At 70.8% G+C, this 17,545-nt stretch carries 16 protein-coding genes; 14 read left to right on the top strand and 2 right to left on the bottom strand.

Annotation, left to right across the window (positions count from 1 at the left end; translation table 11 throughout):
• Positions 1-114: 114 nt before the first annotated feature.
• From AB0L45_RS09955 to folE, 5 genes are all read left to right on the top strand, one after another.
• A complete protein-coding gene (locus AB0L45_RS09955) occupies positions 115-1,260 on the top strand; it encodes a zinc-dependent metalloprotease (protein WP_365837918.1) in 1,146 nt (381 codons plus the stop codon).
• Positions 1,261-1,468: 208 nt separating this feature from the next.
• Positions 1,469-2,557, top strand: coding sequence for a tRNA lysidine(34) synthetase TilS (gene tilS / locus AB0L45_RS09960; RefSeq protein WP_365837920.1), 1,089 nt, complete (start codon positions 1,469-1,471; stop codon positions 2,555-2,557).
• A gap of 87 nt (positions 2,558-2,644) precedes the next feature.
• On the top strand, positions 2,645-3,184 hold the full coding sequence (gene hpt, locus AB0L45_RS09965) for a hypoxanthine phosphoribosyltransferase (RefSeq protein WP_030077134.1): 540 nt from the start codon (positions 2,645-2,647) through the stop codon (positions 3,182-3,184).
• A 284-nt stretch (positions 3,185-3,468) separates the two neighbouring features.
• Complete coding sequence (gene ftsH / locus AB0L45_RS09970; protein WP_365837922.1) at positions 3,469-5,484, top strand: ATP-dependent zinc metalloprotease FtsH; 2,016 nt, start codon at positions 3,469-3,471, stop codon at positions 5,482-5,484.
• Positions 5,485-5,720: 236 nt separating this feature from the next.
• Positions 5,721-6,326 carry a GTP cyclohydrolase I FolE gene (folE, locus tag AB0L45_RS09975; RefSeq protein ID WP_365837924.1) on the top strand — a complete coding sequence of 202 codons (606 nt, stop codon included), beginning with the start codon at positions 5,721-5,723 and terminating at the stop codon, positions 6,324-6,326.
• A 163-nt stretch (positions 6,327-6,489) separates the two neighbouring features.
• Here folE and AB0L45_RS09980 read toward each other — a convergent pair whose 3' ends face one another.
• Positions 6,490-7,605 (bottom strand): alpha/beta hydrolase-fold protein, encoded by a 1,116-nt coding sequence (locus tag AB0L45_RS09980; protein WP_365837926.1) that lies wholly within the window; start codon positions 7,603-7,605, stop codon positions 6,490-6,492.
• 140 nt (positions 7,606-7,745) lie between these two features.
• On the opposite strand from AB0L45_RS09980, the gene AB0L45_RS09985 reads away from it, so the two are divergent.
• From AB0L45_RS09985 to AB0L45_RS10010, 6 genes are all read left to right on the top strand, one after another.
• The gene (locus tag AB0L45_RS09985) at positions 7,746-9,590 is read left to right on the top strand and encodes a phosphatidylglycerol lysyltransferase domain-containing protein (RefSeq protein WP_365837928.1); all 1,845 of its coding nucleotides are present in this window, start codon (positions 7,746-7,748) and stop codon (positions 9,588-9,590) included.
• 79 nt (positions 9,591-9,669) lie between these two features.
• The gene (gene folP, locus AB0L45_RS09990) at positions 9,670-10,590 is read left to right on the top strand and encodes a dihydropteroate synthase (RefSeq protein ID WP_365837930.1); all 921 of its coding nucleotides are present in this window, start codon (positions 9,670-9,672) and stop codon (positions 10,588-10,590) included.
• Positions 10,587-11,075, top strand: coding sequence for a nuclear transport factor 2 family protein (locus tag AB0L45_RS09995; protein WP_365837932.1), 489 nt, complete (start codon positions 10,587-10,589; stop codon positions 11,073-11,075). The genes folP and AB0L45_RS09995 overlap by 4 nt, the downstream gene beginning before the upstream one ends.
• A 425-nt stretch (positions 11,076-11,500) precedes the next feature.
• Positions 11,501-11,860, top strand: coding sequence for a dihydroneopterin aldolase (gene folB / locus AB0L45_RS10000; protein WP_030019216.1), 360 nt, complete (start codon positions 11,501-11,503; stop codon positions 11,858-11,860).
• Positions 11,857-12,450, top strand: a complete 594-nt coding sequence (folK, locus tag AB0L45_RS10005) for a 2-amino-4-hydroxy-6-hydroxymethyldihydropteridine diphosphokinase (protein ID WP_365837935.1) — start codon at positions 11,857-11,859, stop codon at positions 12,448-12,450. The genes folB and folK overlap by 4 nt, the downstream gene beginning before the upstream one ends.
• Before the next feature lie 163 nt (positions 12,451-12,613).
• On the top strand, positions 12,614-13,096 hold the full coding sequence (locus AB0L45_RS10010; RefSeq protein WP_365837937.1) for a DUF3180 domain-containing protein: 483 nt from the start codon (positions 12,614-12,616) through the stop codon (positions 13,094-13,096).
• A gap of 36 nt (positions 13,097-13,132) precedes the next feature.
• Here AB0L45_RS10010 and AB0L45_RS10015 read toward each other — a convergent pair whose 3' ends face one another.
• Positions 13,133-14,338 carry a betaine/proline/choline family ABC transporter ATP-binding protein gene (locus tag AB0L45_RS10015; RefSeq protein WP_365837939.1) on the bottom strand — a complete coding sequence of 402 codons (1,206 nt, stop codon included), beginning with the start codon at positions 14,336-14,338 and terminating at the stop codon, positions 13,133-13,135.
• A 194-nt stretch (positions 14,339-14,532) separates the two neighbouring features.
• Here AB0L45_RS10015 and AB0L45_RS10020 point away from each other — a divergent pair, with 194 nt between their 5' ends.
• The 3 genes from AB0L45_RS10020 to AB0L45_RS10030 all read left to right on the top strand — a co-directional run bounded on the left by AB0L45_RS10020 (position 14,533) and on the right by AB0L45_RS10030 (position 17,442).
• Positions 14,533-15,267, top strand: a complete 735-nt coding sequence (locus AB0L45_RS10020; protein ID WP_365837941.1) for an ABC transporter permease — start codon at positions 14,533-14,535, stop codon at positions 15,265-15,267.
• Between the two features lie 4 nt (positions 15,268-15,271).
• Positions 15,272-16,054 carry an ABC transporter permease subunit gene (locus AB0L45_RS10025; RefSeq protein ID WP_365837943.1) on the top strand — a complete coding sequence of 261 codons (783 nt, stop codon included), beginning with the start codon at positions 15,272-15,274 and terminating at the stop codon, positions 16,052-16,054.
• Between the two features lie 362 nt (positions 16,055-16,416).
• Complete coding sequence (locus tag AB0L45_RS10030; protein ID WP_365837945.1) at positions 16,417-17,442, top strand: ABC transporter substrate-binding protein; 1,026 nt, start codon at positions 16,417-16,419, stop codon at positions 17,440-17,442.
• Positions 17,443-17,545 lie beyond the last annotated feature (103 nt).

Genomic DNA, 17,545 nt, shown 5'->3' on the forward strand with positions numbered 1-17,545 from the left:
CCGCAGGCGCAACGACCCCGCACCCGAAACCGAAACCGGCACCGAAGATCCGGACCACCGCGCCCGAAGGGCGCCGCGCTACCCCAAGCGGATGCGCCCACGTACCGTGAACCCATGACGAGCATCGGTGGTGTGGAGATGGTCGACTGGAACCTCGCGGTAGCGACCGCGACCCGGTTCGTACGGCCGGGACCAGACGTGAGCCGCGACGAGGCGCGGGCGATCGTCGCCGAGCTGCGGCGGCACGCGAAGTCCTCCGAGGAGCACGTGCGCGCGTTCACCCGCATGGTGCAGCCGGAGACGGAGGGGGAGCCAGGCGCGGCGCAGCAGCACGCGCAGGACACGCCGGTCCTGGTCGTGGACCGGCCGGGCTGGATCAGGGCCAACGTGGCCGGCTTCCGGGCGGTGCTCAAGCCGCTGCTCCAGAAGATGGAGGAGCGCCGGTCCTCCGTACCGGGCGGCGCGGTGCTGGGCGCGGTCGGCGGCAAGGTGACCGGCGTGGAGCTGGGGATGCTGCTGTCGTTCCTGGCCTCGCGGGTCCTCGGGCAGTACGAGACGTTCGCGCCGGCGGGCCGTGACCTGCCGGCGGGCTCGCAGGGCGGCCGGCTGCTGCTCGTCGCGCCGAACATCGTGCACGTCGAGCGGGAGCTGGAGGTGGATCCGCACGACTTCCGGATGTGGGTCTGCCTGCACGAGGAGACGCACCGTACGCAGTTCACGGCCGTGCCCTGGCTGCGCGACCACATCGAGGGCGAGATCCAGTCGTTCCTCGGCGAGACCGAGATCGACCCGGGCACGCTGCTGGAGCGGCTGCGCGAGGCCGCCCAGTCGCTGACCGGCGGCCGGCCGGAGGGCGAGGAGGGCGACGACGGGAGCCGCAGCTTCGTCGACCTGGTGCAGACCCCGGCCCAGCGGGAGATCCTGGCCCGGCTGACGGCCGTGATGTCGCTCCTGGAGGGGCACGCCGATTATGTGATGGACGGTGTCGGCCCGGAGGTGGTGCCGTCCGTCGCGGAGATCCGCGAGAAGTTCCAGAAGCGGCGGGCCAGTGGCGCGGGCCGGCTGGACCAGGCGCTGCGCAAGCTGCTGGGGCTGGACGCGAAGCTGCGCCAGTACCGGGACGGCGAGCGGTTCGTCCGGGCGGTGGTCGACGAGGTCGGCATGGACGGCTTCAACCGGGTGTGGACGTCGCCGAACACGCTGCCGACCAAGCAGGAGATCGCCAAACCGGCGGACTGGGTCGCGCGGGTGCACCGCTAGAGGGCGGAGCCCGGCGGGGCGACGTCGTGAGCCGGGCGCACCGCGCGGCGGGTGAAAGCTCCCCTCAATCACTCTTCTGAGGGACCGTGACCGCAGGATGGGCGTGCAATGCTCGGGGAACTGCTCGTCTCTGTCACCATCTAGGCACTCTGTGTGACGAAAAAGCCGTAGACGGCCCGAGGCCCCCAGCTGACGATTGGAAACGGACATGGGTCCCCATCCAGCGGTCGCCGCGATACGCGTGGCGGTCCGCCGCGTACTGCACGACGTACTGAACCACCACTCCTCGCACTCCCCGGCCCCCGCCTCCCCCGCGCAGCAGCCGGTCACCGCGGGCCCCGCGCGGCCCGCCGGGGCGCCGCTGCCCTCCGCCGCCGCGGACGCGCCCCCCCTGGTGCTCGTCGCGTGCTCCGGCGGCGCCGACTCCATGGCACTCGCCTCCGCACTGGCCTTCGAAGCGCCCCGGCTGGGCGTACGGGCCGGCGGCATCACCGTCGACCACGGCCTCCAGGACGGCTCCGACATCCGCGCCGCCGAGGTCGTCCTGCGGCTGCGCTCCCTCGGCCTGGACCCGGTCGACGCGGTGGCCGTCGAGGTGGGCCGCGAGGGCGGGCCCGAGGCCGCCGCCCGGGACGCCCGTTACGCCGCGCTGGACGCCGCCGCCGAGCGGCACGGCGCCGCCGCCGTCCTCCTCGGTCACACCCGCGACGACCAGGCAGAGACGGTCCTGCTGGGGCTCGCCCGCGGCTCGGGCACCCGCTCGCTGTCCGGCATGGCGGCGAAGACCGGCCGCGGCGGCCGCTACCGCCGCCCGTTCCTGGAGGTCGACCGGCAGACCGCCCGTAAGGCGTGTCTGATCCAGTCGCTGCCCGTCTGGGACGACCCGCACAACGCCGACCCCCTGTACACCCGCTCCCGGCTGCGCCACGAGGGCCTGCCCGCGCTGGAGAAGGCGCTCGGCAAGGGCGTCGTGGAGGCCCTGGCCCGTACGGCGCAGCTGTCCCGGGACGACGCCGACGCCTTGGACGCCTGGGCCGCCGACGCCGAGCGCACGGTCCTCGACGAGCGCGGCACCCTCGACGTCACCCAGCTGTACGCGCTGCCCGCGGCCGTCCGCCGCCGGGTGCTGCGCCGGGCCGCCATCGCGGCGGGCGCTCCGGCCGGTTCGCTCTTCGCCCGCCACATCGAGGAGGTGGACCGGCTGATCACCGGCTGGCGGGGCCAGGGGACCGTCAACCTCCCCGGGCGCGTGGGTGTGCGACGGCAGGGTGGCAGACTGGTGATCCGGCAGGGCTGAGCCGCAGGACACCGAAGGGCACCGCCCCGCTTCACGAGTCTCACGACACCGAACCGAGCGAGAGTGGCACGGGTGGACGACAAGGACATGGGTTCCGACCTTCAGTCGGTGCTCATCAGCAAGGAAGAGATCGACGCGAAGCTGGCGGAGCTGGCGGCGAAGATCGACGCGGAGTACGCGGGCAAGGACCTGCTCATCGTCGGCGTCCTCAAGGGCGCCGTGATGGTCATGGCGGACCTGGCGCGCGCGCTGTCCACCCCCGTCACGATGGACTGGATGGCCGTGTCGTCGTACGGCGCGGGCACCCAGTCCTCCGGAGTGGTGCGCATCCTCAAGGACCTCGACACCGACATCAAGGGCAAGCACGTCCTGATCGTCGAGGACATCATCGACTCCGGCCTGACGCTGTCCTGGCTGCTGTCGAACCTCGGCTCGCGCGAGCCCGCCAGCCTGGAGGTCTGCACGCTGCTGCGCAAGCCCGACGCGGCGAAGGTCGCCATCGATGTGAAGTGGATCGGCTTCGACATCCCCAACGAGTTCGTCGTCGGCTACGGCCTGGACTTCGCGGAGAAGTACCGCAACCTGCCGTTCGTGGGCACGCTCGCACCGCACGTCTACGGCGGCTGAGCGGCGCCGGCCCGTCCGGCCGCCGTCATGAGCGGCCGGGGCCCGGACCGACCGCTGCCCGGCGGCGGGAACCCCGTGGGGTCGCCCGCCGTTGGAGCAGGGAGAACGGCATCCGAAGCTGCATTGTTAACCGTGGGCGGCGTCGTCGGGTGACAATGCTGGGGTACCGTCCGAAGGTCAGTCTTTTTTCGGGCCAGTAATACACCGTACGCACGACCAGCCCTCCACAGGGCTGTTGTGCCTCACTGTGGCAGGAGGGACGGGGCTCAGAGAGCTCCGTATGGATGGACGTGAAGCGATACTTCCGTGGGCCGGTCATGTGGATCGTGCTGGCCGTCCTCGCCGTGGTCGTGTTGATGCAGGTCGTCGGCTCGTCCGGCGGCTACAAGACGGTGGACACCGGTCAGGTCGTCAAGGCGATCACTGACAACAAGGTGAAATCCGCCGAGCTGACGACCGGCGACGAGAACAAGATCAAGGTCGAGCTGTCGGGCGACAACAAGGTCGACGGCTCCAACAAGCTCCAGGCGAGCTACATCGGCGACCAGGGCGTCGATCTGGCCAAGACCCTGCAGGCCAGGTACCAGACCGGCGAGATCAAGGACGGTTACACCGTCTCCCCGTCGAAGCAGAACCCGTTCGTCAGCATGCTGGTGACGCTGCTTCCCTTCATCCTCATCCCGGTCGTCTTCCTGTTCCTGCTGAATCAGACGCAGGGCGGCGGCTCCCGGGTGATGAACTTCGGGAAGTCCAAGGCCAAGCTGATCACCAAGGACACGCCGAAGACGACGTTCGCGGACGTTGCGGGGTCGGACGAGGCCGTCGAGGAGCTCCAGGAGATCAAGGAGTTCCTCCAGGAGCCGTCGAAGTTCCAGGCGGTCGGCGCCAAGATCCCCAAGGGTGTGCTGCTGTACGGCCCGCCGGGTACGGGCAAGACGCTGCTCGCGCGCGCCGTGGCCGGCGAGGCGGGCGTCCCGTTCTACTCGATCTCCGGCTCCGACTTCGTCGAGATGTTCGTCGGTGTGGGTGCCTCCCGGGTCCGTGACCTGTTCGAGCAGGCCAAGGCGAACGCCCCGGCGATCGTCTTCGTCGACGAGATCGACGCCGTCGGCCGGCACCGCGGCGCGGGCCTCGGCGGCGGTCACGACGAGCGTGAGCAGACGCTGAACCAGCTCCTCGTCGAGATGGACGGCTTCGACGTCAAGGGCGGCGTCATCCTGATCGCCGCCACGAACCGCCCGGACATCCTGGACCCGGCGCTGCTGCGCCCCGGCCGCTTCGACCGGCAGATCGCCGTCGACCGTCCGGACATGCAGGGCCGCCTGGAGATCCTCAAGGTCCACCAGAAGGGCAAGCCGGTCGCGCCGGACGTCGACCTGTCGGCCGTCGCCAAGCGCACCCCCGGCTTCACCGGTGCCGACCTGTCGAACGTGCTGAACGAGGCCGCTCTGCTGACGGCCCGCAGCGACGCCAAGCTGATCGACAACAAGTTCCTGGACGAGGCGATCGACCGCGTGGTGGCCGGGCCGCAGAAGCGCACCCGCATCATGTCCGAGAAGGAGAAGAAGATCACCGCGTACCACGAGGGCGGACACGCCCTGGTCGCGGCGGCTTCCCCGAACTCGGACCCGGTACACAAGATCACGATCTTGTCGCGCGGCCGGGCCCTGGGCTACACGATGGTCCTGCCGGACGAGGACAAGTACTCGACCACGCGCAACGAGATGCTCGACCAGCTGGCGTACATGCTCGGTGGCCGCGCGGCCGAGGAGCTGGTCTTCCACGACCCGACCACCGGCGCCGCGAACGACATCGAGAAGGCGACCGCGACGGCCCGTGCCATGGTCACCCAGTACGGCATGACCGAGCGGCTCGGCGCGATCAAGTTCGGGTCCGACAACTCCGAGCCGTTCCTCGGCCGTGAGATGGGCCACCAGCGCGACTACTCCGAAGAGGTCGCCGCGCTGGTCGACGAAGAGGTCAAGAAGCTCATCGAGACCGCGCACAACGAGGCGTGGGAGATCCTGGTCGAGAACCGCGACGTGCTCGACAACCTGGTGCTGCAGCTCCTGGAGAAGGAGACGCTGAACAAGGAAGAGGTCGCCGAGGTCTTCAAGCACATCGTCAAGCGCCCGGCCCGCCCGGCGTGGACGGGTTCCTCGCGGCGTACGCCGTCGACCCGCCCGCCCGTGCTGTCGCCGAAGGAGCTGGCGCCGGCCAACGGCTCCGCCCCCTCGGCCTCGCCGAGCGTCTCGACGGACAAGACCGAGGCTCCCGAGGACCAGAACCCCGAGGTCTGACCGCTCACGCGGCGGAGGTGGAACCCGGCGACCGGGTGTCCGCCCGGAAGCGCACCGGGCCCGTACGGAAGATTCCGTACGGGCCCGGTTCTCGTCGTCGGCGGCCCGTTCCGCCGGATCCGGTACGGGGTCCACAGCGGCCCCGGAATGAATGCGGCGCCTCACGGGTTCTAGCCTGGACGTGTGGTACTCCGCGTCCGGAGCGGGCGCAACAGGAACCAGGAACGAGGCACGAGATGACCGATCCGGTGACGCTGGACGGCGACGGCAAGATCGGCGAGTTCGACGAGAAGCGCGCCGAGAACGCCGTACGTGAGCTGCTGATCGCTGTCGGTGAGGATCCGGACCGCGAGGGCCTGCTGGAGACGCCGGCGCGGGTGGCGCGCGCGTACAAGGAGATCCTGGCGGGACTGCGCCAGGAGCCCGAGGACGTCCTGACGACCACCTTCGACCTGGGCCACGACGAGATGGTGCTGGTCAAGGACATCGAGATCGTGTCGCTGTGCGAGCACCACCTGCTGCCCTTCCACGGCGTGGCGCACGTCGGATACATCCCGGCCGACAGCGGCAAGATCACCGGCCTGTCCAAGCTGGCCCGCCTCGTCGAGGTCTTCGCCCGCCGCCCGCAGGTGCAGGAACGCCTCACCACGCAGATCGCGGACTCCCTGATGCGCATCCTGGAGGCCCGCGGCGCCATCGTGGTGATCGAGGCCGAGCACATGTGCATGTCGGTACGCGGCATACGCAAGCCGGGCGCCAAGACGACCACCTCGGCCGTACGCGGCCAGCTGCGGGACTCCACGACCCGCGCCGAGGCGATGAGCCTGATACTGGCGCGGTGACCGCCGATGGGCGGCCTGGAGCGGCACTGAGGGCCGCCTGAGGGTCTCAGGGGTGCCCCTGGTGCTCTCGGAAAGCGGCCGGACAGGCCGAAGCGGGCGGGGCCCGGTGGAATCCACCGGGCCCCGCCCGCTCCGTACGTCGCCCTTCGGGGCGGTGCTTCCGCTACGCCTTGAGGTGGCCGCCCATCCACTCCAAGGCGGCGGGTATCTCACGGCGCCAGGTGTTGAAGTTGTGGCCGCCGCTGTCGAGGATGATCGACGCGATCCGGCCGGGAGACTTGGTCTGCTGGATGAACTGCAGCGTCTCCTTGTAGTTGTCCTCGCCCTGCTTGCTGGAGGTGACGAGGAGGTTCACCGGTGCCGCGGGCAGGTTCTTCTGCCGCCACAGCAGGTTGTTCTCCCGCTCCAGCTGCTTGTCGCCGCCGAAGAGCGCGCCGGTCGAGGCGTCGAGCGGGGCCTTGTACGCGCCGGAGAGGGCCACGCCGGTGGAGAACGCCTTCGGGTAGCGCATCGGCATCTTCAGGGCGCAGTAGCCGCCGGTGGAGTCCCCTATGACGCCCCAGTTCTTGGCGTCGGTGCCCACCCGGTAGTGGCTGGCTATGTCGTGCCGCACGTCATGGGTGAAGAACGTCTCGGTCTGCGGGCCGTTCGGGATGTCCACGCACTCGGTGTCCCGCGGCGGCGCGACGGTCGGGCGCATCATGACCAGTATCGTCGGCTGCATCTTCTTCTTGCGGACCAGCTCGTGCTGGGTCTGCGGGAAGTGCAGCTTCTTGTAGAGGGCCTGTGCGGTGCCCGGGTAGCCGGTCAGCACCACGGAGGCGGGGAAACGCTTCTGCGCGTACTTCGCCTGGAAGTACTGCGGCGGCAGGTAGACGAACGCCGGACTGTTGATCTTGGACTTCTCGCCCTGGAGCACGACCTTGTCTATCCGGCCGCCCACGTGCGGCTTGGAGCCGCCGGGTACGCCGACGTGCTCGCTGCCCAGCATCTTCAGCTTCGTGCCGTTCGGCCCGGTCTCGTAATTCGTCACCACGCCCGGCTCCTGCTCCTTGCCGAGCAGGTCCGCCCACGACGCGTAGAAACCGAACGAGTTGTTCGCGAAGAGGCCGATCGACGCGAAGATCGACAGCTGGGTCGCCAGCAGCAGGCCGATGCGGCCGAGGATCGCGCGCCAGTTCTGCCGGGACAGGCGCGGCCACAGCCAGATGGTGAGCGCAAAGAGTGCTACCGCGAAAAGGACGGCCAAGAGCAGCACTTTTTTACTGGTGAGACCCATGTGGTGCTTTCTTCCGGGCGGCCGGTCAGCCGGGCCGCAGGTGGAACCCCGGGCCCTGAAACGCCGTCATACAGGGCGCAAAAGTCCAGATGCTGCGACTAAGACTCGCACGTTCTCTCGACCGGGGCGACGGGAAAGTAATGTCTGACAGGCTAGATGGCGAAAAGTCCGGGACGGTTGCGTGGCGTCCGCCACGCTGGCTGAGCGGCCCCCGCCCGGAAAAGGTGCCGCCACTGGTGGGGACGGCCGGAGCGGTCGTCGGACTGCTGAACCTGGTTGCCGGGCTGTTTCCCCGCTTCCGGCACAGCAGGCTCCATGCCCTGGCGGAGGTCCTGCCGGGCGCCGTGAGCGCGCTGGCAGCGGCCTCCTCCATCGTCGTCGGCATCCTGCTGCTGATGCTCGCCCACGGGCTCAAACGGCGTAAGCGCCGGGCCTGGGTGGCGGCCGTGTCGTTGCTGCCCGTGGGCATCGCGGCGCAGCTCGTCTACCGTCACTCGATCGTGGGCGCGGCGCTCTCGCTGGCCCTGCTGGCCTTCCTGGTGTGGCACCGGCGCGCCTTCGAGGCGCTGCCGGACCCGCGCAGCCGGGTCAAGGCCCTGCTGAACTTCGTCGCCCTCGGCGGCATCAGCTTCGGCCTCGGCCTGGTGATCGTGAACTCCCATCCGCACAAGATCATCGGCGATCCGTCGGTGTGGGAGCGGTTCAAGCACGTCATGTGGGGTCTCTTCGGCTTCGAGGGCCCGGTCCGGTACGTGAACAACGTCGACTACACCGTCGGCTACTCGCTCGGCGCGCTCGGCCTGCTGACCGTCGCCACCACCGCCTACCTGGCCTTCCGCCCCGAGCACCCGGCCGCCCGGCTCACCGAGCAGGACGAGGAGCAGCTGCGCGAGCTGCTCGCCAAGCACGGCGGCCGCGACTCCCTCGGCTACTTCGCGCTCCGCCGCGACAAGGGCGTGGTCTTCTCGCCGACCGGCAAGGCCGCCGTCTGCTACCGGGTCATATCCGGCGTGATGCTCGCCAGCGGTGACCCGATCGGCGACGTGGAGGCCTGGCCGGGCGCCATTGAGCGCTTCATGGAGGAGGCGCGGGCGCACTCCTGGACCCCGGCCGTCACCGGTTGCAGCGAGACCGGCGGCCAGGTCTGGACCCGCGAGACGGGCATGGACGCGCTGGAGCTGGGCGACGAGGCGATCGTCGACGTGGCGGACTTCACGCTCACCGGGCGGGCGATGCGCAACGTACGCCAGATGGTCAAGCGCATCGAGCGCAACGGGTACGAGACCCGGGTGCGGCGGGTGCGCGACCTGGCGCCCGAGGAGCTGGCGCGCATCCAGAAGGCGGCCGACGCCTGGCGCGACACCGACACCGAGCGCGGCTTCTCCATGGCGCTGGGCCGGATCGACGCCGAGAAGGACGGGGACGCGGTGATCGCCACCGCGCACCTGGCGCCGGCCGAGGGCGAGGAGCCCGGCCCGTTCGGTGACCTGAAGGCGATGCAGCACTACGTGCCGTGGGGCAAGGACGGCATCTCGCTGGAGCTGATGCGCCGCGACCGCGCCGCCGACCCCGGCATGAACGAGCTGCTGATCGTGGCCTCCCTCCAGGCGGCCCCGGACCTCAAGATCAAGCAGGTCTCGCTGAACTTCGCGGTCTTCCGCTCCTCCCTGGAGCGCGGCGAGAAGCTGGGCGCGGGGCCGGTCATCCGGATCTGGCGCGGCATGCTGATCTTCCTGTCCCGCTGGTACCAGATCGAGTCGCTGTACAAGTTCAACGACAAGTTCCAGCCGCGCTGGGAGCCGCGCTTCGTGGTCTTCCGCAACAGCCGGGACATTCCGCGCATCGGGCTGGCCGCCCTCCAGGCCGAGGGCTACCTGGAGCTGAGCCTGCCCCGCGCGCTGCGCCGCAAGAAGGCCCCCGAGCCGCGGCCGTGCGCGCACACCACCGCGCCGATCAGCGCGGAGCAGGTCGAACCGGCGGCGTAGCGACGCTACGTTCCCGGTGCGCCGTCCGCCCCCCCCGGGGGTGGGCGGCGTCCGTATCGCAGGAGCCTAGGCTGGGGACATGAGTACCTTGCGCGGCCGGGTGGCCGGACTTCCGGACTGGGGCCGCTGCGCGGTGATGGGCGTGGTGAACGTGACGCCCGATTCGTTCTCCGACGGCGGGCAGTGGTTCGACACCGAGCTGGCCGTCAAGCACGGCCTGGACCTGGTGGCGCAGGGCGCCGACCTGGTGGACGTGGGCGGTGAGTCGACGCGGCCGGGCGCGGCCCGGGTGGACGAGGCGGAGGAGCTGCGCCGGGTCGTCCCCGTCGTACGGGAGCTGTGCGCCGCCGGGGTCATGGTCTCCGTGGACACCATGCGGGCCTCGGTCGCCGAGCAGGCCGTGGCGGCCGGCGCGCGGCTGGTCAACGACGTCAGCGCGGGCGCGGCCGATCCGGCGATGGTGCCGGCGGTGGCCGCGGCCGGGGTGCCGTTCGTGGTGATGCACTGGCGCGGCCGGTCGATCGACATGAACAACCGGGCCGTGTACGGGGACGTGGTCACCGAGGTGCTCGGCGAACTGCGCCAGAGCCTGGACCGGGCGGTGGACGGGGGCATCGACCCCGAGCGCATCGTCGTCGACCCCGGGCTGGGCTTCGCCAAGGAGGCCGGGCACGACCTGGCACTGATCGCGCACCTGGCGCGGCTGCGGGAGCTGGGCCGCCCCCTGCTGGTCGCCGCTTCGCGCAAACGTTTCCTGGGCAGGGTGCTGGCAGGGGACGCACAGGCCGCTCCGCCGCCCGCCCGCGAGCGGGACGCGGCGACGGCCGCGGTCTCGGCGATGGTCGCGCGGGAGGGAGCCTGGGCGGTGCGGGTGCACGAGGTGCGCGCGAGCGCGGACGCGGTGCGGGTCGCCCGTGCTGTCGAGGACGCTGCGCGTGAGACGGGCGGTACGAGTGTGACGGGCGCCGCGGGTGCGGCGGACGCGACGGGAGCGGTGTGAGTCCACGTACGGACATCGAGCTGGTCGAGCAGGCGAACACCGACCTGTACGAGGCCATGGAGCGCGGTGACCACGCGGCCATGTCCGAGATGTGGATGGACGGCCAGGTGAGCGTGGTGCACCCGGGCTGGCCGGTGCTGCGCGGACGCGGCGAGGTGCTGCGTTCGTACGCCCTGATCATGGCGAACACCGAGTACATCCAGTTCTTCCTGACGGATGTGGAGATCGACGTCCTCGGTGACACCGCGCTGGTCACCTGCACCGAGAACATCCTCAGCGGCGGCCCCGCGGAGGAGGACGGCTCGGTCGGGCCGCTGATCGGCCAGCTCGTCGTCGCGACCAACGTCTTCCGGCGTACGGAGGAGGGTTGGCGGGTCTGGTCGCACCACGGCTCGCCCGTCCTGGCGGACCAGGACGACGACGCGGACGGTGACGCCGGCGAGAACGACGGGCCGGGCGCCGGAGGCGTGGGCGGCGGAGTCTGAACGTGAAACCCGCGTGAAGTCTTCGCGCGGGTTTGCGGGCGCTGTGTGGCCGTTCCGTGGACGTGCGGTGAGCGTCACCAGGTCGCCGGCCGCCGGCGGCGCCGCCGGATCCGTCAGCGGAAAGCGTCAGCGAGGTCGACTCCGGCGCACCCGTTCGAGCCAAGTGCTGCACGGGTAGGGGTGGGACCGCGGACCCACGGGTAGTGGCCGCGCGGACGACCGCCCGCACGGCCCGGCAGGGCCGCCAGCAGGCGTACGGGGCCCTGTCCATGGCCGTCCATGGCCCCCGTGGGCAAGCACTGTCGGTGCTCGCAGGTAGATTCGATGACGGGGCGGCGTGCCGGACGAGACTCTGGTTCCCGCCCGCAATTCCGACGATCAGTGGTACCAGAGGTGCCAATGGGACCAGTGGGAGTGTGATTCGCGTGGATCGTGTCGCGCTGCGTGGGCTGAAGGCCAGAGGGCACCACGGGGTCTTCCCCCGGGAACGCGAAGAGGGCCAGACCTTCATCGTGGACCTGGTGCTGGGCCTGGACACCCGCCCGGCGGCGGCGACCGACGACCTCGCGAAGACCGTGCATTACGGCGTCGTGGCGGAGGAGGTCGTGGCCGTCGTCGAGGGCGAGCCCGTCGACCTCATCGAGACGCTCGCGGAGCGCATCGCCGGCCAGTGCCTCAAGCATGAGGGGGTGCAGGAGGTGGAGGTGGTCGTCCACAAGCCGGACGCCCCGATCACCGTCCCCTTTGACGACGTGACCATCACCATCACCCGGAGCCGAGTATGACCAGCAGTGACCCGACCGTACAGCCGGTGCCCACGTCCGTGGTGGAGCGGGTGGACGCCGCGGACGTGACGCTCTCCAACCCGAAACGCGCCGTGCTCTCCCTCGGCAGCAACCTCGGCAACCGCCTGGAGACCCTCCAGGGCGCCATCGACGCGCTGGAGGACACCCCGGGGGTCCGCGTCAAGGCCGTCTCGCCGGTGTACGAGACCGAGCCGTGGGGCGTCGACCCGGGCTCGCAGCCGACGTACTTCAACGCGGTGGTGCTCATCAAGACGACGCTGCCGCCCGCCTCGCTGCTGGAGCGCGGCCACGCGATCGAGGAGGCCTTCGAGCGCGTCCGTGACGAGCGCTGGGGGCCGCGCACGATCGACGTGGACATCCTTGCGTACCAGGACGTCGTCTCCGAGGACCCGCTGCTGACCCTGCCCCACCCGCGGGCCCACGAGCGCGCCTTCGTGCTGGTGCCGTGGCACGACGTCGACCCGGAGGCGGAGGTCCCGGGCCGCGGCGCGGTGGTGGAGCTGCTCTCGGCGGTCGGCCGCGAGGGCGTCGTGCCGCGCGTGGACCTGGAACTGCGGCTGCCCGAGTGAGCGTTGGTCCGGTGGGTACGGCGCCGACGTCCGAGGACGCCGGTGCCGCACGGCGTACCGGACCTGCCGTGACGCACGGACTCCGCGGACCGCGCAGGGCCGTGCGCGCACCCGTTATCCGCATCACCCGTACGAGGACGAGGGCACAAGGGGCGAACGCTCGGTGAAGCAGCTACACATCAAGGCGCTGGTCGGGCTGTTCCTGGCAGCCGGGGTGCTGGCGTGGGCCGGCGCCCGGCTGTGGGACTCCTTCGGCACGCTGCCCAGCGTGCCGCTGGCCTCCCCCGTCGTCCTGGCCCTGATCGCCGCCGTACTGGCGGCCACCGCCGTCTCCCTGCGTTCCCGCCTGAAGGCCCAGCGCGAGCGCCGCCCCGACGCCCGCGGCGTCGACCCGCTGGTCGCCGCCCGCGCCGTCGTCTTCGGCCAGGCGAGCGCCCTGGTGGCGTCCCTGGCGGCCGGCGTGTACGGCGGAGTCGGCGTCTTCCTCCTCACCACGGGACTCGATGTCGATCCCCGCCGGGAACAGGCCATCCACGCGGGCTTCTCGGTCCTGGCCGGCGCCGCCGTGGTGGCGGCCGCGCTCTTCCTGGAGCGCGTGTGCAAGCTCCCGGAGGACGATGACGAGGCGGGGGCGAGCGCGGCGTAGCGGCGGGGCGGCCGGACCACCCCGCCGGCCCCTGCGCTACGAGCCGGGAACGCTCTCCACCACGACCTCGTCGCGCGCCGAGCGCCCCGCGTCGGCCGCCGTCGACCGCCGCAGCGCCGCGTGCAGCCCCGCAGGCGTCAGCACACCGAGGAATCGTTCCTCCTCCAGTACCGCGATCCACCCGGCGTCGTGCTGGAGCATCGTGCTGAACGCCTGCTTCAGCGGCGCGCCGAGCGGCAGCCACGCGTCCATGCGCCGCGCGTGGTCCCGGACCTCGGTACCGGACTTGCCGCCCCCGCCGGGCGCTCCGGCCCCACTGGCCCCACCGGTCCCGGCCGCCAGCCGGGCCCCGGAGACCCACCCGTGCAGGTTGCCGTCCGCGTCGAGGACCACGGCCCACGCCGCGCCCTCCTCCGCCAGCCGTGCCGCCGCCCGCGCCGCGTCGTCGTCGAGCCGGACCACCGGCGGCTGCTCCAGGTCGCCGGTCTCGATCGGCGTCACCGACAGCCGCTTGAGGCCGCGGTCGGCGCCGACGAACTCCGCGACGTACGGGGTGGCCGGCGCCCCCAGCACCGTGGCCGGGGTGTCGAACTGCTCGACGCGGCCCGTCCCGTAGACGGCGATGCGGTCACCGAGCCGTACCGCTTCCTCGATGTCGTGGGTGACGAAGAGCACCGTCTTGTGGAGCGTGGACTGCAGCCGCAGGAACTCGGTCTGGAGGTGTTCGCGGACGACCGGGTCGACGGCGCCGAACGGCTCGTCCATCAGCAGGACGGGCGGGTCGGCGGCGAGCGCGCGGGCGACTCCGACGCGCTGGCGCTGCCCGCCGGAGAGCTGGTCGGGGTAGCGGTCCCCGTACTGCGCGGGATCCAGGCCGACCAGGTCGAGGAGTTCGGCGGCGCGGTCCCTGGCCTTCTTGCGCGGCCAGCCGAGCAGGTGCGGGACGGTCGCGGTGTTGTCCAGCACGGTCTTGTGCGGGAAGAGGCCGACCTGCTGGATGACGTAGCCGATGCGGCGGCGCAGTTCGACGGGGTCGATGGTCGATATGTCGGTGCCGTCGAGGAAGATGCGGCCGCCGGTCGGTTCGATGAGCCGGTTGACCATCTTCATCGTGGTGGTCTTGCCGCAGCCCGACGGACCGACGAGCGTGACCAGCTCGCCCTCCGCGACCTCGAACGAGAGGTCGTCGACGGCGGTGGTGCCGTCGGCGTAGCTCTTGGTGACGTGCTCGAATCGGATCATGGTGGTTCCCCAGTGTGGACGGTCGCCGGCCGGGTAGGCGCGCGGTGCTCCTCGCCTCTTACCCGCGGAGTCCGTCCCGTCGCGTGCGTCTTGTTACGACTGGATGGCGGGCCGGTCGGATTGTCAGTGGTGGGGGATAGGGTCGCAGACAGTCACCGAAAATGTGAGCGACAGGGCGGGGGAGGTGACCGCGGGTGAGTGCACAGAGCTGCCTGGAGGCGAACGACTGGATCTGCGGTGAGTATGTCCGGACGCGCAGCCAGGAGTTGCTGGACGCGACCGTCCAGCACGTGGGCATCACGCTGGTGTCCGTCGCCATCGGACTGCTGGTCGCCTTTCCGCTGGCGCTCATAGCGCGGCGCTGGCGAGCCGCCGCCGGGCCGGTCCTCGGGTTGACGACGATTCTGTACACGGTCCCGTCGTTGGCGATGTTCGCCCTGCTGACCCCGGTGTTCGGGGTCTCGGCCGCTGTGGTCGTCACGGGACTGGTGCTGTATTCGCTGACGATCCTGGTGCGCAACATCCTCGCCGGGCTGGAGTCGGTGCCGCAGGAGGTCCGCGAGGCGGCGCGCGGTATGGGGTACGGCCCCGTGAAGCTGCTCTTCGGTGTCGAACTCCCGCTGGCGCTGCCCGCGTTGACGGCGGGCCTGCGCATCGCGACGGTCTCGACGGTGGCCATGACGACGATCGGCGCGGTGGTCGGTTACGGCGGCCTCGGCAACCTCATATCCAGCGGCATGGAGGGCTTCTTCAAGGCGGAGGTGCTGACGGCATCGGTGCTGTGCGTGCTGCTGGCGGTGGTCGCCGACGTGCTGCTGATCGGCCTGCAGCGGCTGCTGACGCCGTGGACCAGGGCGCAGGCGCGGGCGCGGTCCCGCGCACGGCGCGAGCGGCGGACGGCGGGCCGGGCGAAGAAGGCGGTGGTGTGAGGCGATGGACGCGATAACGGGCGCCTGGGACTGGCTGGCGGCCTCGGCCAACTGGGCCGGGGAGAAAGGGGTGTGGCACCGCCTCGGCGAACACGTCTACCTGAGCGCGATGTGCCTGGCGATCTCCTGCCTCATAGCCCTGCCGGTCGCCCTGTACCTGGGCCACATCGGCAAGGGCGGGGCGCTGGCGGTCAACCTCTCCAACGTGGGGCGCGCGGTGCCGACGTTCGCCGTACTGGTCCTGCTGACGCTCAGTCCGCTGGGGACGGCGGGGGACTGGCCGACGATCATCGCGCTGGTGCTCTTCGCGGTGCCGCCGCTGCTGACCAACGCCTACGTGGGCATGCGGGAGGCCGACCGGGACGTGGTCGAGGCGGCACGCGGGATGGGCATGTCCGGGCCGCAGTTGCTGCTGCGGGTCGAGCTGCCGCTCGCATACCCGTTGATCATGACGGGGCTGCGCTCGGCCGGCGTCCAGGTCGTGGCCACGGCCACCCTGGCCGCGCTCGCGGGCGGCGGCGGCCTCGGCCGCATCATCACCGCCGGCTTCGGCAACTACAACACGCCGCAGGTGGTCGCGGGCGCGGTGCTGGTCGCCGCACTGGCGCTGCTGGTGGAAGGGCTGCTGGTGGTGGCGGACCGGGTCTTCGACCCGATGCGCCGGGGTCGGGGTCGGAGTCAGGGCCCGGGTCGGGGTCGGGGTCGGGGCCCGGGTCGGGGTCGGGGTCGGGCGCGGAAGTCCCGTGGGCCGGTGGATGACGCGACGCCGGTTGGTAGTCCTGCGTAGGGCCGGGCGGGGTGAGGGGGGCGGGCTGGAACGGTGCGGGGTGGGGCTCGTGGCCAGGGCTGGGCCGGGTCTGGGCCGGGTCCGGTGCGGGTCTGGTGCGGGTCTGGGGACGAGGCGGCCTCGGGTTCGGGGCTGCGTCTGGGCCGCGTCGGGGCCGCGCCTGGTGCGCGTTTGGGTCGTACCTGGGTGGCAGCTGGACCGCACATGGTTCGCGCCTGGGTCGTACCTGGGTGGCAGCTGGACCGCACATGGTTCGCGCTTAGGCCGTACCCGGGTGGCAGCTGGACCGCACCTGGGCCGCATCTGGGCTGTATCTGGACCGCACAGGAACTTTTTCTCTCCTCCTTGGATGGTGAACCGGAATGAAGCAGGACTCGAACAGCCAGCGCCTCGACCAGCGCCCCGGACAGCGCGTGCGTCCGGGCCGTGGGGCGTCCCGTGCGGCGCGGGCCGCGCTCGCCGCGGGGGCCGTGCTCGCGCTGGCGGGCGGGCTGGTCGCCTGTGGCGGGAAGAGCCTGGAGGAGAAGGGGGGAGCCAAGAGCGCCGGCGGGAAGGGGGACATCGTCATCGGATCGGCCGGTTTCACCGAGTCGAAGGTGCTCGCGGAGATCTATTCCAAGATCCTTTCTGATGCGGGATACCACGCCACCGTCAAGACGCTCGCCAATCGTGAGCTGTACGAGCCGGCGCTGGAGAAGGGCCAGATCGACGTCGTACCGGAATACGCCTCGACCCTCGCCGAATTCCTCAACGCCAAGAAGAACGGGCCGGACGCCAAGCCCGTCGCCTCCAGCGACATCGGCAAGACGGTCACGGCGTTGAAGGCGCTCGCCGAGCCCCGCGGACTGAAGGTGCTGCCGGCCGGGGAGGCGACCGACCAGAACGCGTTCGCGGTGACCAAGGAATTCGCCGACCGGTACCACCTCAAGACGCTCTCGGACCTCGGCCGCTCGCAGCAGAAGATCAAGCTGGCGGCGGGCGAGGAGTGCGAGACGCGGCCGTTCTGCAAGCCGGGCCTGGAGAAGGTGTACGGCATAGCCGTCACGGGCATCGATCCGAAGGGCGTCGGTACCACGCAGGCCAAGCAGGCCGTCAAGGACGGCACGGACCAGATGGTGCTGACCACGACGACGGACGCGACGCTCGACAACTTCGGCCTGGTGCTGCTGAAGGACGACAAGAAGCTGCAGAATGCCGACAATGTGCTGCCCGTGGTGAATGCCAAGAGCGCCGGCGACAAGGAGATCGAGGCGGCTCTCGGCAAGCTCACGGAGAAGCTGACGACCGCCGATCTCATCGAGCTGAACCGCAAGGTCGACGCGGAACGGCAGAAGCCCGCCGATGTCGCGAGCGCTTATCTGGAGTCCAAGGGGTTGGCAAAGAAGTAACCACCGGGAAACGAAGCGGCGGGCGGGGCCCCATAGGTCCCGCACGCACGGTAAGTTTCAGGCCATGCCACGAGGACGCCACCGCCATTCGCCATCCCTGCAC

The organism is Streptomyces sp. NPDC052496, from assembly GCF_040679095.1.
In the GTDB taxonomy this organism is placed as follows: domain Bacteria; phylum Actinomycetota; class Actinomycetes; order Streptomycetales; family Streptomycetaceae; genus Streptomyces.